The 17,910-nt window shown below is 74.2% G+C and carries 14 protein-coding genes; 4 read left to right on the forward strand and 10 right to left on the reverse strand.

Annotated features, from left to right (window positions below):
* Positions 1-26: 26 nt before the first annotated feature.
* From BX266_RS24870 to BX266_RS24895, 6 genes are all read right to left on the reverse strand, one after another.
* Entirely contained in the window at positions 27-1,316 is a 1,290-nt protein-coding gene (locus BX266_RS24870) for a 6-phospho-beta-glucosidase (protein WP_180290599.1), read from the reverse strand.
* Positions 1,316-2,209 carry a carbohydrate ABC transporter permease gene (locus BX266_RS24875; protein ID WP_099903261.1) on the reverse strand — a complete coding sequence of 298 codons (894 nt, stop codon included), beginning with the start codon at positions 2,207-2,209 and terminating at the stop codon, positions 1,316-1,318. Before BX266_RS24875 ends, BX266_RS24870 begins: the two co-directional genes overlap by 1 nt.
* A gap of 6 nt (positions 2,210-2,215) precedes the next feature.
* Positions 2,216-3,172: a carbohydrate ABC transporter permease gene (locus BX266_RS24880; protein WP_099903262.1), complete on the reverse strand. Its 957-nt coding sequence runs from the start codon at positions 3,170-3,172 to the stop codon at positions 2,216-2,218.
* A gap of 1 nt (position 3,173) precedes the next feature.
* Complete coding sequence (locus BX266_RS24885; protein ID WP_099903264.1) at positions 3,174-4,532, reverse strand: extracellular solute-binding protein; 1,359 nt, start codon at positions 4,530-4,532, stop codon at positions 3,174-3,176.
* Between the two features lie 101 nt (positions 4,533-4,633).
* Complete coding sequence (locus BX266_RS24890; protein ID WP_180290600.1) at positions 4,634-5,824, reverse strand: ROK family transcriptional regulator; 1,191 nt, start codon at positions 5,822-5,824, stop codon at positions 4,634-4,636.
* A gap of 171 nt (positions 5,825-5,995) precedes the next feature.
* Entirely contained in the window at positions 5,996-7,063 is a 1,068-nt protein-coding gene (locus tag BX266_RS24895) for a mechanosensitive ion channel family protein (protein WP_099903265.1), read from the reverse strand.
* A 288-nt stretch (positions 7,064-7,351) separates the two neighbouring features.
* Between BX266_RS24895 and BX266_RS24900 the strand changes: the two genes are divergently transcribed.
* On the forward strand, positions 7,352-7,969 hold the full coding sequence (locus BX266_RS24900) for an HNH endonuclease (RefSeq protein ID WP_099903267.1): 618 nt from the start codon (positions 7,352-7,354) through the stop codon (positions 7,967-7,969).
* A 91-nt stretch (positions 7,970-8,060) separates the two neighbouring features.
* Here the strand turns inward: BX266_RS24900 and BX266_RS24905 are convergent, their stop codons facing one another.
* Complete coding sequence (locus BX266_RS24905) at positions 8,061-11,876, reverse strand: beta-N-acetylglucosaminidase domain-containing protein (RefSeq protein ID WP_259464838.1); 3,816 nt, start codon at positions 11,874-11,876, stop codon at positions 8,061-8,063.
* 358 nt (positions 11,877-12,234) lie between these two features.
* Here BX266_RS24905 and BX266_RS24910 point away from each other — a divergent pair, with 358 nt between their 5' ends.
* The 3 genes from BX266_RS24910 to BX266_RS24920 all read left to right on the forward strand — a co-directional run bounded on the left by BX266_RS24910 (position 12,235) and on the right by BX266_RS24920 (position 15,223).
* Positions 12,235-12,675 carry an SUKH-3 domain-containing protein gene (locus tag BX266_RS24910; RefSeq protein WP_099903269.1) on the forward strand — a complete coding sequence of 147 codons (441 nt, stop codon included), beginning with the start codon at positions 12,235-12,237 and terminating at the stop codon, positions 12,673-12,675.
* A 169-nt stretch (positions 12,676-12,844) separates the two neighbouring features.
* Entirely contained in the window at positions 12,845-14,980 is a 2,136-nt protein-coding gene (gene malQ / locus BX266_RS24915) for a 4-alpha-glucanotransferase (RefSeq protein WP_259464839.1), read from the forward strand.
* Between the two features lie 21 nt (positions 14,981-15,001).
* Positions 15,002-15,223, forward strand: a complete 222-nt coding sequence (locus BX266_RS24920) for a hypothetical protein (RefSeq protein WP_099903271.1) — start codon at positions 15,002-15,004, stop codon at positions 15,221-15,223.
* A gap of 80 nt (positions 15,224-15,303) precedes the next feature.
* Here the strand turns inward: BX266_RS24920 and BX266_RS24925 are convergent, their stop codons facing one another.
* The 3 genes from BX266_RS24925 to BX266_RS24935 are packed head-to-tail and all read right to left on the reverse strand — an operon-like array spanning position 15,304 to position 17,838.
* Complete coding sequence (locus BX266_RS24925) at positions 15,304-16,038, reverse strand: FAD:protein FMN transferase (RefSeq protein WP_259464841.1); 735 nt, start codon at positions 16,036-16,038, stop codon at positions 15,304-15,306.
* Positions 16,035-16,469 carry an FMN-binding protein gene (locus BX266_RS24930; protein ID WP_099903272.1) on the reverse strand — a complete coding sequence of 145 codons (435 nt, stop codon included), beginning with the start codon at positions 16,467-16,469 and terminating at the stop codon, positions 16,035-16,037. Before BX266_RS24930 ends, BX266_RS24925 begins: the two co-directional genes overlap by 4 nt.
* Positions 16,470-16,482: 13 nt before the next feature.
* The gene (locus BX266_RS24935; RefSeq protein WP_099903274.1) at positions 16,483-17,838 is read right to left on the reverse strand and encodes a ferric reductase-like transmembrane domain-containing protein; all 1,356 of its coding nucleotides are present in this window, start codon (positions 17,836-17,838) and stop codon (positions 16,483-16,485) included.
* Positions 17,839-17,910 lie beyond the last annotated feature (72 nt).

The following is a 17,910-nucleotide window of genomic DNA, read 5'->3' on the forward strand; positions in this document are numbered from 1 at the left end:
GCGGTGGTGCGCGATCATGGTAGGGGTCACGCCCAGCTCAGGTGGTCGCGGTTGTGGGCCACCAGCCGGTCGGTGAGCTGCTCGGCGAGCTCCAGCTGTCCGACCAGCGGGTGGGCCAGCAGCGCGTCGAAGACCCGGTCCCGGCCGCCCCGGAGCGCGGCGTCCAGCGCCAGGTGCTCGTACGCGGTGACGTTGGCGATCAGGCCGGCGTACAGCGGCTCGACGGCGCGCTGCGGCAGCGGGCGGACACCGGTCGCGTCGACCTCGGCCGGGACCTCGATGACGGCGTCGTCGGGCAGGAACGGCAGCACGCCGTCGTTGCGGGTGTTGACCACCTGGACGGTGGTGCGGCCGTCGGTGCCGAGCAGCGAGGCGATCAGCTGGACGGCGGCCTCGGAGTAGAACGCGCCGCCGCGCTTGCCGAGCAGCTCCGGCTTGGTGTCCAGCGCCGGGTCGGCGTACATCTCCAGCAGCTGCTTCTCGATCGCGGCGACCTCGGCCGCCCGCGAGCCCTTGACCTTCAGCTCCTCGACCACCAGGTCGTGCTGGTAGAAGTACCGCAGGTAGTAGGAGGGGACCACGCCGAGGCGGCTGATCACCGGCAGCGGCAGGTGCAGGTCGGCGGCGATCTCGGCGCCGTGCTCGGCGAGCAGCTGCGGCAGCACCTCGCGGCCGGTGGCGGCGCCCGGAGCGTCCAGCAGGGTGACGCCGCGCTCCCAGGTGAGGTGGTTCAGGCCGACGTGGTCCAGGCGCACCAGCTCCGGGTCGACGCCCAGGTGGGCGGCGAACTTGCGCTGGAAGCCGATCGCCACGTTGCACAGGCCGACGGCCTTGTGGCCCACGGTCTGCAGGGCCCGGGTGACGATGCCGACCGGGTTGGTGAAGTCGACGATCCAGGCGTCCGGGTTGGTGCGGCGGACCTGCTCGGCGATGTCCAGCACCACGGGGACGGTGCGCAGCGCCTTGGCGAGGCCGCCGGCGCCGGTGGTCTCCTGGCCGACGCAGCCGCACTCCAGCGGCCAGGTCTCGTCCTGGTTGCGGGCGGCCTGTCCGCCGACCCGCAGCTGCAGCAGCACGGCGTCGGCGCCCTGCACCCCGGCGGTGACGTCGGTGGCGGTGCTGACGGTGGCGGGGTGGCCCTGCTTGGCGAAGATCCGGCGGGCGAGCGCGGCGATCAGCTCCAGGCGGTCGGTCGCCGGGTCGATCAGCACGAGTTCGCCGATCGGCAGGGTGTCGCGCAGCCGCGCGAACCCGTCGATCAGTTCCGGCGTGTAGGTGGAACCGCCGCCGACGATTGCCAACTTCAGTGCGGACATCAGCCCTTGACCCCTGTCAGTGTGACGCCCTCGATGAAGGCGCGCTGTGCGAAGAAGAACAGAACGATCACCGGCGCCATCACCAGCAGGGTCGCCGCCATGGTGAGGTTCCAGTTGGTGTGGTGGGCGCCCTTGAAGGACTCCAGCCCGTAGCTGAGGGTCCAGGCGCCGGGATTCTCGGACGCGTAGATCTGCGGACCGAAGTAGTCGTTCCAGCAGTAGAAGAACTGGAACAGCGCGACGGCGGCGATGGCGGGTTTGGCCATCGGCAGCACCACCCGCAGCAGGGTGCGCAGTTCGCCGCAGCCGTCGATCCGGGCGGCCTCCATGTACTCCTTGGGGACGGTCAGCAGGAACTGGCGCAGCAGGAAGATGGAGAACGCGTCGCCGAAGGCCATCGGGACGACCAGCGGCCAGAGCGAGCCGGTCAGGTGCAGCTGCTTCGCCCAGAACAGGTACATCGGGATGATCGTGACCTGGGGCGGCAGCATCATCATCGAGATCACCGCCATCAGGGCCAGGTTGCGGCCCCGGAAGCGGAACTTGGCGAGCGCGTAGGCCACCGGCAGGCTGGACAGGATGGTCAGCACCGTGCCGGCGCCCGCGTACAGCAGGGTGTTGCGCCACCAGGTGAGGAAGCCGGGGGTGTTCCACACCTTGGTGAAGTTCGACCACTGCCAGTGGTGCGGCCACAGGTCGGAGGTGAGCGCCTGCTGGTCCGTCATCACCGAGGTGAGGAAGACGAAGACGAACGGCAGCAGGAAGAACAGCGCGGCGGCGATCGCCAGCGCGTGCACGGCCACCCAGTGCAGGGCGGCGCGGCGGCGGGCGGTGCGGGCGGCCCCGGAGGCCGGGACGGCGCGCTTGCGGGGGAGCGTGGAGGCGAGGGTCACGGGGGCTCAGTCCTCCGTCAGGAAGCCGGACTTGCGCCGCAGCAGGATCGAGGTGAACGCCATCGAGAGGGCGAACAGGATGACCGCGACGACGCAGGCCGAGCCGGTGTCGAAGCGTTGGAAGCCGAGGTTGTAGACCATCTGCGGCAGCGTCCAGGTGGAGCCGTGCGGGTAGCCGGGTTCGAACTGCTGCCCGGAGCCGCCGATCACGCCGGAGGCGACCTTCCCGGCCACGATCGCCTGGGTGTAGTACTGCATGGTCTGGATCACGCCGGTGACCACCGCGAACATCACGATCGGCGAGATGTTCGGCAGGGTGACGTACCGGAACCGCTGGAAGGGCCCGGCGCCGTCGAGTTCGGCCGCCTCGTACTGCTCCCTGGGGACGTCCAGCAGCGAGGCCATGAAGATCACCATCAGGTCGCCGATGCCCCACATCGCCAGCATGGTGAGGGCCGGCTTCGACCAGGACGGGTCGGTGAACCAGCCCGGCTGCGGCAGGCCGAGCTCGCCCAGCAGGTGGTTGACCGGCCCGGTGCCCGGGTTGAGCAGGAACGCGAAGGCCATCGTCGCCGCCACCGGCGGGGCCAGGTACGGCAGGTAGAAGGCGGTGCGGAAGAACCCGGCGCCGGTCTTCACCTTGGTGATCAGCAGGCCGATGCCGAGGCCGAAGGCCACCCGCAGGGTGACCATCACGGCCACCAGCCACAGGGTGTTGCCCAGGCCCTTCCAGAAGAACGGGTACTTGGTGAAGACGTAGTCCCAGTTCTGCAGGCCGGCGAAGGTCGGCGCGGTGAACCCGTCGTAGTGCATGAAGGAGAAGTAGACCGTCGAGACCAGCGGGTACAGGAAGAAGACGCCGAACCCGATCAGCCACGGGGAGAGGAAGGCCAGCGTCCTGGCCCGCTCCCGCCGGCGCTTCCTGCGAAGCGCCGGCGGGACGGTGGAGCTCACGAGTGCCATGTCACTTCGCCTGGTTGACGGCGTCGTCGATCTCCTTGGCGGTGGCCGTCAGGCCCGCCTTCAGATCGGTCTGCCGGCCGGCCTCGACCTCGAAGCTGAGGTTCTGCAGCGACACCTGGTACGCGCCGCCGTTGATGCTGGCCGGGGTGGTGGTGGAGTTCGGGTTCTTCGCGATGTCGATGAAGGTCCGGAAGTTGGCGTCCGCGTCCAGCTTCGGCGAGTTCAGCGCCTCCACGGTGCTCGGCACGTTGTGGATCGCGTTGGCGAAGGACACCACCGCATCGGTGTTCGTGGTCAGGTACTTGACGAGCTCCCAGGCCGCGGTGCGCTTCTGCGAGCCGTTGGCGACGCCGATGATGGTGCCGGTCTGGTAGCCGCGCCCGTACGTCGCCGCCTGGTCGTCCGGCACCGGGAACGGCGCGGTCGCCCACTCGAAGTCCGGCTTGTCCTCGGCCAGCGAGGCGGTCCGCCACTCGCCGTCCAGGCTCATCGCCACCTGCCCGGTGGTGAACGGGTTCTTGGCGCTGAACTCGTCGCCGAACCCGGTGCGGAACTTCTCCAGCCGGTCGAAGCCGCCCAGCCGGTCGACCATCGACTTCTGCCAGGTCAGTCCGGCCGCGACGGTCGGGTCGGTGGCGACGTTCGACTTGCCGTCGCTGCCGAAGTAGGTGGTGCCGTACTGGCCCAGGTAGTGCGCTATCGAGGTCTCGTAGCCGTGGTAGTTCGGCATGAAGCCCAGCTGCTTGAACGAGTCGCCGTCGGGGATCGTCAACTTGGCCGCGTCCTCGGCGAGTTCGCTGAAGGTCTTGGGCGGGGCGGTGATCCCCGCGGCGGCGAACGCGGTCTTGTTGTAGTACAGCCCGTACGCGTCGCCGAGCAGCGGCAGCGAGCACTGGTTGCCCTGGTACTGGCTGTACTTGAGCATTGCCGCCGGGAAGGTCCTGGCCGGGTCGATGCCGTCCTTCTTCAGCAGCGGCCCGAGGTCCGCCCACACGTGCGAGGAGCAGAACTTGCCGACGTTGTCGGTGGTGAAGGAGGACACCACGTCCGGGGCGTCCGCGCCGCCCGCCCGCAGCGCCTGCTCGCTCTTGTCGTCGGCGATGTTCCCGACCACCTTGACGTGGATGTTCGGGTGCGCCTTCTCGAAGGCGGCCACGTTGTCGTTGATCGCCTTCACCTCGCTGTCCTGGCTCCAGCCGTGCCAGAAGGTGATCGTCACGTCCTTGCCGGACGCCGAACCGTCCTCCGAGCCGCCGGAGTTGGCGCCGGTGCAGGCGGAGGCCAGCAGCGCCGTGCAGACGGCGGCGGTGAGCGCGGCCAGCGGCCGGCGGGCGAGCGGGGATCTGCGCGTGGTGTCCACGGAATTGCACTCCTGGGGAGGGTACGAGGGCAGGCCGGAATGGCCCGGCGGCCCCGTGGGGGGAAGGGGGAGTGGGACGTGCGGTCGGAGGTGAGGGGGAGTCAGTGGGTGCTGAAGAGCGCGTCCCGGGCGGTCGCCAGCGCGCGCTGCAGCGCGCCGGTCAGGACGGGCGAACCGGGCAGGGCGGACAGCCGCACCTCGGGTCGCGGGATGGACATCCGGCCCAGCGCCTCCTGGACCAGCTCCCGCAGGCGCTCGCCGCCCGCGGTCGGGGTGCCCCCGGAGAGCACCACCAGCTCCGGGTCCACCACCGAGGAGATCACCGCCAACCCGACCGCCAGCCGGTCGGCCAGCTCGGTCAGGAAGGCGTCGCCCTCGGGGACGTCCAGGGCGCCGGCCACCGCCTGGGCCGCGTCGGCGCCGCGCAGCCCGTGCTTGCGGGCGAGCGCCAGCACCGCCGGCGCGCCGGCCAGGTCCTGGAAACCGCCGGAGATCTTCCGGCGGGAGCTCAACGACACCGGGGCGTCCGGCGCCGGCATGTAGCCGACCTCGCCCGCACCTCCGGTGAAGCCGCGGTGCAGCCGGCCGGCGATCACGATCGCCGCGCCGATGCCCTCCTCGGCCCACAGCAGCACGAAGTCCTCGCACCCGGCCGCCGCGCCGCCCGCCTGCTCGGCCACCGCGGCCAGGTTCACGTCGTTCTCGATCGACACCGGGGCGCCGACCGCCGCCGACAGCTCCTCCAGCAGGTGCGGCGAGTGCCAGCCCGGCAGGTGCGAGGCGTAGCGCAGCTTCCCGGTCGCCGGGTCTGGTGCGCCGCCGATCCCGATCACCACCTCGCGCAGGCTGCCCGGCGCGAGCTGCGCCCGGCGCACCGCCTCCGCGACGGCCTCCGCCACCCGTTCCACGGTGGCCGCCGCGGCCCAGCCCTTGGTGGACACCCGGTGCTCGACCAGCGTCGCGCCGGTGATGTCGGCCACCGCGACCCGGACGGTGGTGCTGGTCACGTCCAGGCCCGCGACGTAACCCGCCGCCGGATTCACCTGGTAGAGCTGCGCGTTCGGCCCCGGCCCACCGGCCGTCGTCCCCACCGGCACGACCAGGCCCACCGCCTCCAGGCGAGCCAGCAGCTGCGAGGCCGTCGGCTTCGAGAGCCCCGTCAGGCTCCCGATCTGGGTGCGGGACAGCGGACCGTTGGCGAGCAGCAGCTCCAGCGCGGCACGGTCATTGATGGCCCGCAGCAGGCTGGGGGTGCCGGCCAGCGGGGAACGGGGTGCGTTTCGGGTGGTCACAGGCCGATCCTCCTCCGGGTACGCCGTTGCGGCCAACTGTTAGGAAAGTTTCCAATCATGAGACGGCGATGTCAACGGTCCGGACCGGGTTCGTTGCGGCAAAAGTTGCGGCAAAAAGGGCCCCGGCCCGCTCGGAGCGGGAAACCGGGGCCCTGGGTCAGGACGGCGGGGTCAGTTCTGGGTCGGTATCGGCTTGGCCGCCAGCGAACGCAGCGAGTTGGGATCGGCCAGCGCGGACGGCGGCAGCACCTCGGGGGCCGCGGCCTGCGCCGGGACGGCGGTGGCGGCCTCCTCCTTGAGCCTGACGCCCGCCAGGTCGAAGGCGGCCTTCAGCCGCAACCGCAGCGCCCGGGCGACCTGGGCCGACCTGCCGGGGGTGCAGCGCGCCTCGATCCGCAGCTGCACCGAGTCCACGGCGACCGACTCGACGCCGAGGACCTTCACCCGGCCCCAGATCAGCTCGTCGAACGGGGTCTCCTTGGCGAGCTGCTCGGCAGCCTCCAGCACCAGCGCCTCGACCCGCTCCAGGTCCTCCTTGTAGCCCACCTGGACGTCCACGGTGGCGGTGCCCCAGCCCTGGCTCATGTTGGCGATCCGCTTCACCTCGCCGTTGCGGATGTACCAGATCTCGCCGCCCGCGCCGCGCAGCTTGGTCACCCGCAGGCCGACCTCCAGCACCGTGCCGGTGGCCACGCCGGTGTCGATCTCGTCGCCGACGCCGTACTGGTCCTCCATGATCATGAAGACGCCGGACAGGAAGTCGGTGACCAGGTTGCGCGCGCCGAAGCCGATCGCGACACCGGCGACACCCGCCGAGGCCAGCAGCGGGGCCAGGTCCACGCCCAGCACCGACAGCGCCATCAGCGAGGCGGTGCCGAGGATGGAGAACGAGGCCACCGAGCGCAGCACCGAGCCGATCGCCTCGGAGCGCTGCTGGCGCCGCTCGGTGTTGACCACGCCGCTGTTGGCCAGCAGTCCGCCGAGCACCCCGTGGTCGTCGTCGGCCTCCGCGGGCCGCCCCATCCGGGCGATCAACTTGTCGATGACCTTGCGGACCACCGCCCGCAGCACCAGCGCCAGGGCCAGGATGAACACGATCCGCAGCCCATTGACCAACCAGCCCTGCCAGTTGTCGTCCAGCCAGCCGGCCGCCTGCCGGGTGGTGTCGGTCATCTCGGCGGCGCTGGTGGGCAGCGTGAACGTCGGCGTTGCGGTGTCGGGAGTGGAGTCGGCGAGCATCGCCCCACTGTAGCGAGCCCGCTCACCCGCCCGGACGGCCCGTCAGACCGGTTCCGGACACGGTGCGCGCCGTCACCCCCACGGTACGTGCAGGAGGGCCGCGAGCTGGGCATACCGGCTATGACGGACCGCACACGATCACCCCCCGCGCGCGGCCCGTTCACGGAGAAATGGTGGCGTCGTACGACGACGTAAGGCGACACTGAGGGAGATCGCGTCCCGCACGGGCCACGATCGCCCCGCTCGACTCGGCGCGAGCCACGCGCCGCAGGCGTCCAAGGAGGCCCCGTGCCGCATGTCCTTGTCCTCAACGCGTCGTACGAGCCACTCGGTGTCGTCTCGATGCGACGCGCCCTCATCCTCGTCCTCAACCACAAGGCGATCGCCCTGGAGGATGCGGGAACCACTCTGCACAGCGCCACCAGCGCCGTTCCGGCGCCGTCCGTCGTCAAACTGACCCGTTTCGTGCGGGTCCCCTACCGAGGCCCCGTGCCGCTGACCCGGCGGGCGCTGTTCGCCCGCGACCACGGCCGGTGCGTGTACTGCGGGGCCGCCGCCACCAGTGTCGACCACGTGATCCCGCGCAGCCGGGGCGGCCAGCACCGGTGGGACAACGTGGTGGCGGCCTGCCGCCGCTGCAACCACACCAAGGCCGACCGGCACCTCGCCGACCTCGGCTGGCGGATGAAGCGCCCCCCGGCCGCGCCCAGCGGCCTGGCCTGGCGGGTCATCGGCACCGGGATCAAGGATCCGCGCTGGCGGCCCTACCTGGAGCCGTACGGCGGCCTCGACCAGTTCCGGGACTTCCTGGACCACCACGACCATACCGAGGCCGCGGTGCCCGCCCCCGTCATCCGCACCCATCCAGTCCGCCGCGGCGAGCAGCACGCTCCGCTCTCCGCCTGATCAGACAGGGCCTGCCCGACACGACACATCGGTACGCCTCATGGGCCGCCGGCGCACTCCGCAGCGGGAGCGTCGGCGGCCCGCCGCGTCGTCAGGGGCTCTGCACGCCGTACAGCTCCACGCCGGTCAGCGCGTACCCGTAGCGGGTGGCCCGGCTGACGCCCTGCACCCGCAGGTACCGCGCGCCCGGGGCGTCGAAGCGGACCGTCTCGGTGCCGCCCTGCCCGTTCTCCACCACCGCGGCGGTGGTCCACACCAGGCCGTCCGCGGAGGTCTCCACCCGGTAGCCGGAGGCGTACGCGTCGCCCCAGTGCAGCACCGCCGAGCCCAGCCGGACGGGCTGCGGCAGCCGCAGCTGCACCCAGGCGTCGTCCTCGGCGGGCGCCGTCCAGGAGGACTTCGGGTCGCCGTCGGCGACCGCCGAGGCCGGGGTCTTCGCCGAGTCGTCGCCGGAGGACGAGGCGGTCGCGGTGCGCGCCAGGTCGGGGCCGCCGGTCGGCGGGACCACGTGCACCACCAGCTCCTGGCGGACCGTCAGGCCGCCCGCGGTGAACACCAGCGGCACCCGGTAGCTGCCCGACGGGGTGTCCGCGGCCGCGGACACCAGCACCGGAGCGCCGACCCGGCCGCCGCGCGGCACCGTCACCGACGGGACCGGAGCCACCGTCAGGCCCTTGGCCAGCGGCGGGACCTCGGCCTTCAGCTCGCCGGTCAGCAGCTCGGCCCGGCCGGACTCCACGGTGGCCCGGGTCTGCGCCGGGGCGGCCGCGCCCGCCACCACGTCCAGCGTCGGCTCGGCCAGCGTCACCCGGGCCGCGGGCACGTCCGCGTACCAGGGGATCACCTGGTTGACCACCGGCGCCTCCGAGCCCGGCTTCCACACCAGCCGGAACGCGTCCACCGGGCCGCCGTCGGCGCGCAGCTCGTTGTAGCCCGGCCGGACCGCGCCCAGGTCGGCCCAGCTGCCGTCCGGCCGGCGCACCTGCGCGGTGGCCTCGGCGCGCACCACCGGGTCGGTGAGCACGGTCAGGCGGTCCAGCGGGCGGGCCGAGCCCAGCTCCACGGTCAGCGCGTCGCCCTCGATCGGCGGGGCGGCCGCCCGGAACGCCGAGTCCGGGTCGCCGGAGAGCACCGCCGCCGCGGAGGAGCCCGGCGCGGCCGGCGGGCCGGACACCTCGGCGTCCACCGCGCCCGGCGCGGCGGCCGTGAACTCGCGCACCGCGACGGCGGTCTTCTGCCCGCCGGTGGCGCGCAGCCGCACCGCCCTGGCCACCGCGCCCGCCGGGGCGCTCGCGGTGACGGTGCGCTGCCCGTGCACGGTGGCCAGCTTCTGCCAGCCGCCGGAGCCGCTGAAGTACTCCAGCACCCCGTCGTGCAGGTAGTCGTCGGCCGCCGCGTCGGCGTCCGGGCCGTCGCCGCCCATCAGCACCGTCACCGAGCCCAGCGGCTTCGGGGTGCCCAGGTCCAGGCCGAAGCTGTCGCCGACCTGCGGCGGCGCCGAGGACCAGTAGAAGGTCTGCGTGGAGCCGTCCGCCATCAGGGCCGGGCCGTGGTCGTGCGCGGTGCCCAGGGTGGTGGTCGGCGCGGCCCCCGCGGTGATGCCCGACCAGGTGTCCGCGGACTTCACCGCCCGGTCCAGGAACGGGTCCAGCACGCCCTTGCCCACCGTCACCGGGTTCTGCTCCAGCACCCCCCGCTGCCGGCCCAGCTCCAGCCGGGCCTGCCAGGCCGCGGTGCCGTCGCCGCCGTGCTGCGCCAGCAGCATGTCGACGGCCGCCCGGCCCGCCGCGCCGTACGCCGACAGCCGGGCCAGCCAGGGCGCGGCGTCCGCCGCCAGCGGGTCCCCCGCGAGCGTCCGCGGGGCGTCCGCCATCACCGAGAACGCCTCGCGCAGCGGCTGCGCGGCCTCCTGCAGCCGCGCCGGGTCGGCGGGCGCGCCGGAGGCCGGCTCGGCGGCCGCCCAGAACCGCTCGAGCAGCGGCGCCAGGTACCCGGACTCCTTGCCGCCGAGCGGCGAGGAGGCGCTGTTGCCGGCCAGCGCCGCCAGCGCGGACTGCTGCGCGGGCCCGGCGGCCAGCAGCCGCAGCGCCCCGGCCAGCGACTGCTCCGGCTGGTAGCCGTCCGGCTGCCAGCCGTAGTCCGCGGCCGTGGCCAGCGGGATCCGGGACGCCACCGGCTGGCTCATCGCCGAGGTCAGCAGCACCGCGGAGCGCTTGGCCACGTCCGCGTCGCGGCCGCCGTAGCCGCCGAGGAACAGCCGGTCCGGGGCCGAGTCGTTCACCGGGTAGTTGTCCAGCGTCACCAGCGGGCGCCGGTACAGCGCGGCGGTCTCGTCGAGCTGACCGCCCGTCACCTGCTTGGGGATCACCGCGCCGCCGCTCCACACCACCTGCACCTCGCCGGGCAGCCCCGCCGCCAGCGCCGAGCGGTACGGCGTCGCGCCCTGCTTCTGGTACTCCGTCGGAACCACCGACAGCGGCGCCAGCTCCGGGTGCGGCGCGATCAGCCGCTGCTGCACCGCCGCGGCCAGCGCGGCCTGCGCCTTCGCCGCCGCGACCGGTCCGGTGCCGAACTTCCGCCGGTCCGCGCCGCAGTGCCACTCGTCGTAGGAGACGTCCAGGAACTCCAGCTGGAACGCCCGGAAGCCCATCCGGCGCAGCCCGTCCAGCTTGGCGACCAGCGCGTCCACGTCCTTGCCGGAGGAGAAGCAGAACGACTGGCCCGGGTCGATCGCGTACGCCAGGGTCACGTGGTTGTCCCGGGCGCGGGCCGCCAGCTCGGTCAGCTCCCGGGCCTGCTCGGCCGGGTAGGGCTCGCGCCAGCGCTGCGAGCGGTACGGGTCGCCGCCCGGGCCGTACAGGAAGAAGTTCTGCTTGGTGCGGCCGAGGAAGTCCACCGCGGCCAGCCGCTGCGCGGCGCTCCACGGCGCGCCGAAGAACGACTCGGCGGTGCCGCGGACCGGTGCGCCGCTCGGGAAGTCCCGCACCAGCACGCCCGGGAAGCCCTTGTCTCCCTCGCCGCCCTGCCCCTGGCCGGGGCCGACCGGGGCGAGCAGCTGGGCCAGGCTCTGCGCCGCGTAGAAGGTGCCGGTGCCGTCCACGCCGGCCAGCACCACCGCGCCGTACTGGCCGCCCGCGGTGGGCAGCTGACCGGTCGCCAGCAGGTAGCCGCCCGCGGGCAGGCCCGCCAGCCCCGGCGCCTCGGTGTCCTGCAGGCCGCCCGCCACCGCGAGCTGTCGCAGCGCCCGGTCGGTCGCCCCGCCCGCGCCCTCGTGCGGGCCGCCGAGGTACACCAGCAGCGAGCCGGCGGCCGGCGCCTCGGGCGCCTCCGGGGCGATCAGCACCTCGGCGGCGCCGGCCCGGGTCAGCAGGCGGCGCACCGCGTCCACGGCCGGGCCGTCGGCGCCGTCCGCCAGCACCACCGTCACCTGGCGGGGCACCGCCACCGGCCGGCCGGCGGGCCGCAACTGCTGCGGGCGCGGGTAGAGCTGGGGGTCCGTCAGCGAGCCCAGCGGCAGCGGGGACTCCGCGGCCGGCCGGTCGCCGGAGTCCGCGGACAGCGTCCGCAGGTCGCCGTACCGGAGGTCCGCCTCGGCGGCGGACGCCTGGGCGGGGATCAGCAGGCCGCCGACCACGGCCGCCGCGGAGAGCGTCGCGGCCAGGCGCAGCGTGGAGCCCCGGCGGGCGGTGCGGCGCTCGGCGCGCACCGAGGCCAGCAGCGGGGCGGTGCCCTTGAAGTCGGCGATGAAGCGGTCCGCGGCGCGCGGCGCTATCTGGCGGGCGGTCCTGGCGGCCGTCCGGCGGGCCGCCAGCGCGGCCGGGTGGTGCAGCACCTCGCGCAGGGCCGCGCTCTGCTCCAACTGCTGCCGCAGCCGACGCCCGGCCACCACCGAAATCCGCGCCTGCACCGGAGCCTCCTCGCCCGAACGCCCAGCTCAACGGCCCCCCGCCGACCCGTCGCGAGCCCCCCTCGGCGATCCGGCCCGCCCAGCCCACCAGCTCCCCGCGTCCCTGTCAACGGCCGTGGCAGCTATGTCCGTTATAGCCCGAAAAGCCAGCATCGCGACGATCCCGCCCGACACCGGTGGGACGCTGCCCGCGAGGGGGTGCGGTTCGACGCGTACGTGCCGATCGGGGGGCGGGCGGCAGTGGACTGGTTCGCAACTCCACCACGCACGAGATGATGCGCGGCAGGCTCATCGAGCCTCGCGGCAGCCGCGTCGCTCTCGAGGGCGCATTCGACCTCCAATTCGTCGGGATCCAGGAATGACTGAGTTCTCATCAGAGGTGCGGGAGATCCTGCTCGCCTCGGGGTGGCACCCCGGGCGGGCGGTGGAGGCCGCGCGGTGGACCGCGCCGTTGGCGGCAGCCGGGCTGGCCGTGCACGAGGCGGTTCGCGGCTTCCTGGCCGAGTTCGCCGGCGTCGCCGTCGACTTCTCCGGCCCCGGGGTGACCTGCGCCCGGGAGCCGTTCGAGATCGATCCGCTGCTCTGCGCCGGGGAGGAGGACAGGTTCCTCGGCTGGAGCGAACGGCTCGGCCGGTCGCTGTTCCCGATCGGGGAGCTCGACCACGGACGGTTCCTGCTCGGGATGGACGAGCAGGGCGAGGTCTACCTGGTGGAGAGCTGGATCGCGACCTTCGGGCCGATGCCTGCGGCGATGGAGAAGCTGATCCTCGGGTACCGGCCGGAGGAGCTGGACGTCTGAGCGGGCGCCGCCGGCAACCCCGTACCGGAGGGTTCACCCGTCCGGTGCGGGGGGTGGGCCGTGTCGGTCGGGGTCGGCGGGGGGCGGCGCGGGTAGGACTGTGGCTGTTGGCGTTCGGGAGTCCGAGGACGGAGTGCGCTGGGTGGCCGCATACCTTGACCGTGACCAGGTGGGAGTCGAGCAGGTGCCGGCGGAGGACAATCCGTCGGCGCCACCGGAGTTGGTGGCCCTGGCGCACGCGTACGGGGTGGACACCAGCTACGACGCGGGCGCCGGGCCGGTGCAGGTCGGGGCGCAGACGCTGAGCGCGGTGCTGGCCGCCCTCGGGGTGGCGGCCGGCACGCCCGAGCTGGCCGCGAAGTCGCTGGAGCAGCACCGCGAGGAGACCGCGCGGCGCCTGCTGCCTCCCACCGTGGTGGCCTGGCAGGGGCGGCGCACCGCGCTGGACCTGCCAGCCGACGCCGCGGCCCGGGTGGAGCTGGAGGACGGCGGGGTCTGGGAGCTGACGGGCGATCACTCGCACTGGCTGCCGGAGGACCTCCCGCTCGGCCGGCACGCGCTGGTCGCCCGGGCGGGGGAGCGGGACGGCCGGGCGGCGCTGGTGGTCGCGCCGGCGCGGATTCCCGAGCCGACCGGCCGCAGCTGGGGATTCCTCGCCCAGCTGTACTCGGTGCTGAGCGAACGCTCGTGGGGCATGGGCGACTTGGCGGACCTCGCCGAGCTCGCCCAGTGGGCCGGGGCCGAACTCGGCGCGGGCTTCCTGCAGATCAACCCGCTGCACGCGGGCATGCCGGGCGCCCCGTCCGACCCGTCCCCGTACCGGCCGTCCTCGCGCCGCTTCGCCGACCCGGTGCACCTGCGGGTGGAGGCGGTCCCCGAGTACACCCGCTGCGAGGAGGCGCACGACCTGTCCCGCCGGGCCCGGCTGCTGCGCGAGGAGGTGCTGGAGCACGACGCGCTGATCGACCGGGACTCGGTCTGGTCGCTCAAGCGGCAGGCGCTGGAGCTGCTGCACGCGGTGCCGCGCGGCGTCGGCCGGGAGGCCGCCTACCGGGCCTTCGTCCGCCGCGAGGGGGAGTGGCTGGAGCGGTACGCGGTGTGGAACGCGCTGGCCGAGGTGCACGGCGCGGGCTGGCACTCCTGGCCGAAGGGCCTGCGGCACCCGGAGAACCCCCAAGTGGCGGCTGAGAAGGCCCAGTTGAAGGACCGGATCGAGTTCCACCGGTGGCTGGCCTGGCTGGTCGACGAGCAACTGCACGCGGCGCAGCGCGCCGCCGAGGACGCCGGCATGCCGGTCGGTCTGATCCACGACCTGGCGGTCGGCGTCCACCCGGACGGCGCCGACGCCTGGGCGCTGCAGGACGTGCTGGCCACCGGCATCTCCACCGGCGCCCCGCCGGACGCGTTCAACGCGCACGGCCAGGACTGGGGCCTGCCGCCCTGGCGGCCCGACGCGCTCGCCGAGGCCGGCTACGCGCCGTTCGCCGAACTGCTGCGGGCCTCCGCCCGGCATGCCGGGGCGATCCGGATCGACCACGTGATGGGCCTGTTCCGGCTCTGGTGGGTCCCGAACGGGGCCCGCCCCACCCAGGGCACCTACGTCCGCTACGACGCGGAGGCGATGCTCGCGGTGCTGGCGCTGGAGGCGCACCGTGCGGGCACCGCGGTGATCGGCGAGGACCTGGGCACGGTCGAGCCCGGGGTCCGCGAGCGGCTCGCCGAGCACGGGGTGCTGGGCACCTCGGTGCTCTGGTTCGAACGCGACTGGCCCGCGGGCGGCGCGATCCTGCCACCGGAGCGCTGGCGCCCCGGCTGCCTGGCCACGCTCACCACCCACGACCTGCCCAGCACCGCCGCCCGGCTGACCGGCGAACACGTCGAACTCCGCCACCGGCTGGGCCTGCTGGCCCGCCCGCTGGCCGAGGAGCAGGACGCCGCCGACACCGAACTCGCCGACTGGCAGCGCGAACTGGTGCGGATCGGCCTGCTCGCCGACGGCGAGCCGACCACCCCCGAGGCGCTGTACGCCTTCCTGCTGGCCACCCCCGCCCGGCTGGTCGGCGTCTGGCTGCCCGACACCGTCGGCGACCCGCGCCCGCAGAACCTCCCCGGGACCTGGGACCAGTACCCCAACTGGCGGCTCCCGGTGGCCGACGCCACCGGCGTCCCGCGCACCCTCGACCAGCTGGCGGTCGCCCCCGGCACCGCCGGCATCGCCGCCACCCTGGCCCCGCTCGACACCACGCCCGACGCCCCGTCACCCGGACGCGCCGAGAGGCGCACCCCGCCGGGCGACCCGCTGTAGGAGGCCGGTACCTTGGGAAACGTGGACAAGAGGAACGCAATGCGCGCCGGTGCGGTCACCGCGGCGGCCACGCTGATGATGCTGATGTCGTCGCCCGCGATGGCGATCACCCAGGACGACGGCTCGGACCCGGGCTCCGGCCTGAGCGTCGGCCAGACCCTGGGCCTGTTCGTCGCCCTGCCGATCGTCGCCTTCCTGGTGATCGCGGGCCTCTGCATGCTCCCGGGCAGCAAGAAGAAGTAACCCGGGTCCCCGGACCCCCACGGCGACCGCCGCGACACCGACCCCTCGGGCCGGCGCCCCGGCGGTCGCCGTCGTCCGGGTCAGCCCCGGCCCGCGTACCCGGCGAAGCCGGGGGTCTCGGTCTGCGTGCCGTCCGGGAGGACGGCCAGCGCCGGGACGCCGCGGGCGGCGAGCCACGCCGTCGCCCGGGACGGGCCCATCGCGAACGCGGCGGTGGCGAGCGCGTCGAGGCGGGCCAGGCCCGGCCCGAGCAGGGTGAGGGAGGCGAAGCCGGTCGCGGGGCGGCCGGTGTGCGGGTCGAGGATGTGCGGGCCGCGCTCCGCGGTGCCGGAGGTGGCGACCGCCAGGTCGTGGCCGGCCACCACCCGGGCGACGGCGCCCTCGCGGTGCGGGTCGGCGATGCCGACCCGCCACGGCCCGCCCGCGGTCTGCACGTCGCCGCCGCCGCTCACGCAGTGGTCGGCCGAGCCCGCGGCCCGCAGCGCCCGCGAGGCCTCCTGCACCGCCCAGCCCTTGACGAAGCCGCTCGGGTCGAGCCGGCCGCCCGGCCGGTCGCTGAAGTACCCGTCCGTCTCGGCGGCCAGCTCCGCGCAGCGCTCCAGCACCCACCGCACCTCGGGGTCGCAGTCGGCGGGCCGGAGCTCGCCGCGGTCCAGCCGGCTGATCTCGCTGTCGGGGCGGTACGGCGAGAAGACGGCGTCGATCCGGTGCAGCCGGTCGACGATCCGGCTCAGCGCCCCGGCGGTCCGCGGGCCGGGGTCGCGGACCGAGAAGGAGAACACCGTCCCCATCACGTGCTCGACGTGGCTGGTCATCCGGCCGCCCGGTCGAGCGCGCTCTGCAGCGAGCGGGTGTAGCCGTCGCTGGTGTAGGTGGCGCCGCTGACCACGTCGACGTCGGCGCTCTGGGCGGCGATCGCCTCCTGGTTGAGGATCGGGATCGCGGCGTTGTTGATCTCCCGGTCACGGCGGTCGCGGGTCGGGTACTGGACCACGTCCACCTTGGTGATCTTCCCCGCGTCCAGGGTGACCTTGACCTGCACCGGCCCGTACCGGGTGTTGACCGCGTCCCCGGTGACGGTCCGTGCGGCGCCGCCGTCGGTGGTGCTCTGCGTGGTGGGGCCGCCGCCCGCGGCGGCGGAGGTCGAGCTGATCGCGGTGGCGGGGGCCGGGTCGTGGGGCTTGAGGGAGAGCAGCAGGACGACCCCGGCGGCGGTCGCGGAGGCGGTGATGACGGCTCGGCGCATGGCGGTCGGGCTCCTAGAAGGCGAAGGACTCGTGGTGGATGCGGGACGGCCGCACCCCGGCGGCGCGCAGCGCGCGGACGGCGTCGGCGGTGAACTCCTCCGGACCGCACAGGTACACCTCGTGCCGTCCGAGGTCGGGGACCAGCCGGGCCAGCGCCGGACCCAGCGCGCCGACCTGCTCGCGGGTGCCGAGCAGCTCGTGCACCCGGCCGCCGCGGCCCTCGGCGACGGCCGCCAGCTCGCGGCGGAACAGCACGTCCTCGGCGCGGCGGGCCCGCTGAACGAGCGTCACCCGGCCGGGCAGCGTCTCGAACAGGGCGCGCAGCGGCGTGATCCCGACGCCCGCACCGAGCAGCAGCACCGGCCCGCCGTGCCGCCGCCGCGCGGTGAACGCCCCGTACGGGCCCTCGGCGCGGACGGCGGTGCCCGGGGCGAGCGCGGCGACCGCGGCGCTGTGCGAGCCCAGGCCCTTCACGGTGAAGCGCAGGAACTGCGGGTGCGGGGGAGCGGACAGCGAGTACGGGTTGGCGGCCCAGCGCAGCTGCGGGGTGAGGAACTGCAGGCGGAAGAACTGCCCGGGCTCGGCCCGCAGCTCCGCCAGGTGACGGCCGGTCAGGAACACCGACACCACCCCGGGGCCCTCGGCGCGCACCTCGGCGATCCGCAGCCGGTGCCGGCGGTCGCGCAGCCACGGCCTCAGCAGCCGGAACCAGGCCAGCACGGCGGCGGTGCCGAAGTACAGCAGGTACCAGGCGGCCCGGGCCGGGCCGTCGCCGAGGTCCGCGCCGGTGGTCAGCTGGTGGCCGAAGCCGAGCGCGACCGCCAGGTAGGTGGCCAGATGCAGGTAGTACCAGGCCTCGTAGCCGAGACGGCGGCGGGCGGCCCGGGCGGAGACCGCGCCGGTGCCGAGGATCAGCAGGGTCGCCGCGGTGGCCTTCAGCATGTCGGGGAAGTGGAGGACGATCTCCACGCCCTCGCTCCACGGGCCCTGACCGTCGGTCAGCGCGTAGCCCCAGACCACGGTCAGCACGTGCACGGCCAGCAGCGACACCAGGTAGCGGCCGCCGAACGCGTGCCAGCGGGCCAGCCGGTCCGCGCCGACCTCGCGCTCCAGCACCGGGATCCGGGCCATCAGCAGCAGCAGGACGGGCGCGGCGTAGCCCGCCAGCAGGCCGGTGATCCGGCCCGCGCCGGTCAGCCAGTCGGCGGCGCCGGCGACCCGCGGGGTGTCGGACCACCAGAGCGCGAGCACGGCGAGCACTCCGGCCGCGATCAGGGCGAGCGCGGAGCGCCGGACGGCGTCCGGCGGCAGACCGCGGCGCGGCGTGGCGCGCCCGGCGGCCCGGGGCGGGGTGGACAGTGCGGTCAACGGGCCCTCCTTGGGGTGGTGCCGGGCCCCACCGTCCCACCGGAAGCTCTCAGTTCCCTATGAATCCGGGGC

It is taken from the genome of Streptomyces sp. TLI_171 (genome assembly GCF_003610255.1).
Taxonomy (GTDB): domain Bacteria; phylum Actinomycetota; class Actinomycetes; order Streptomycetales; family Streptomycetaceae; genus Kitasatospora.

Coding starts and splice junctions, on each gene's coding strand:
- BX266_RS24870 (WP_180290599.1), bottom strand. CDS start 1,316: ATGTCCGCACTGAAGTTGGCAATCGTCGGCGGCGGTTCCACCTACACG.
- BX266_RS24880 (WP_099903262.1), bottom strand. CDS start 3,172: ATGGCACTCGTGAGCTCCACCGTCCCGCCGGCGCTTCGCAGGAAGCGC.
- BX266_RS24895 (WP_099903265.1), bottom strand. CDS start 7,063: ATGCTCGCCGACTCCACTCCCGACACCGCAACGCCGACGTTCACGCTG.
- BX266_RS24910 (WP_099903269.1), top strand. CDS start 12,235: ATGACTGAGTTCTCATCAGAGGTGCGGGAGATCCTGCTCGCCTCGGGG.
- BX266_RS24925 (WP_259464841.1), bottom strand. CDS start 16,038: ATGACCAGCCACGTCGAGCACGTGATGGGGACGGTGTTCTCCTTCTCG.
- BX266_RS24930 (WP_099903272.1), bottom strand. CDS start 16,469: ATGCGCCGAGCCGTCATCACCGCCTCCGCGACCGCCGCCGGGGTCGTC.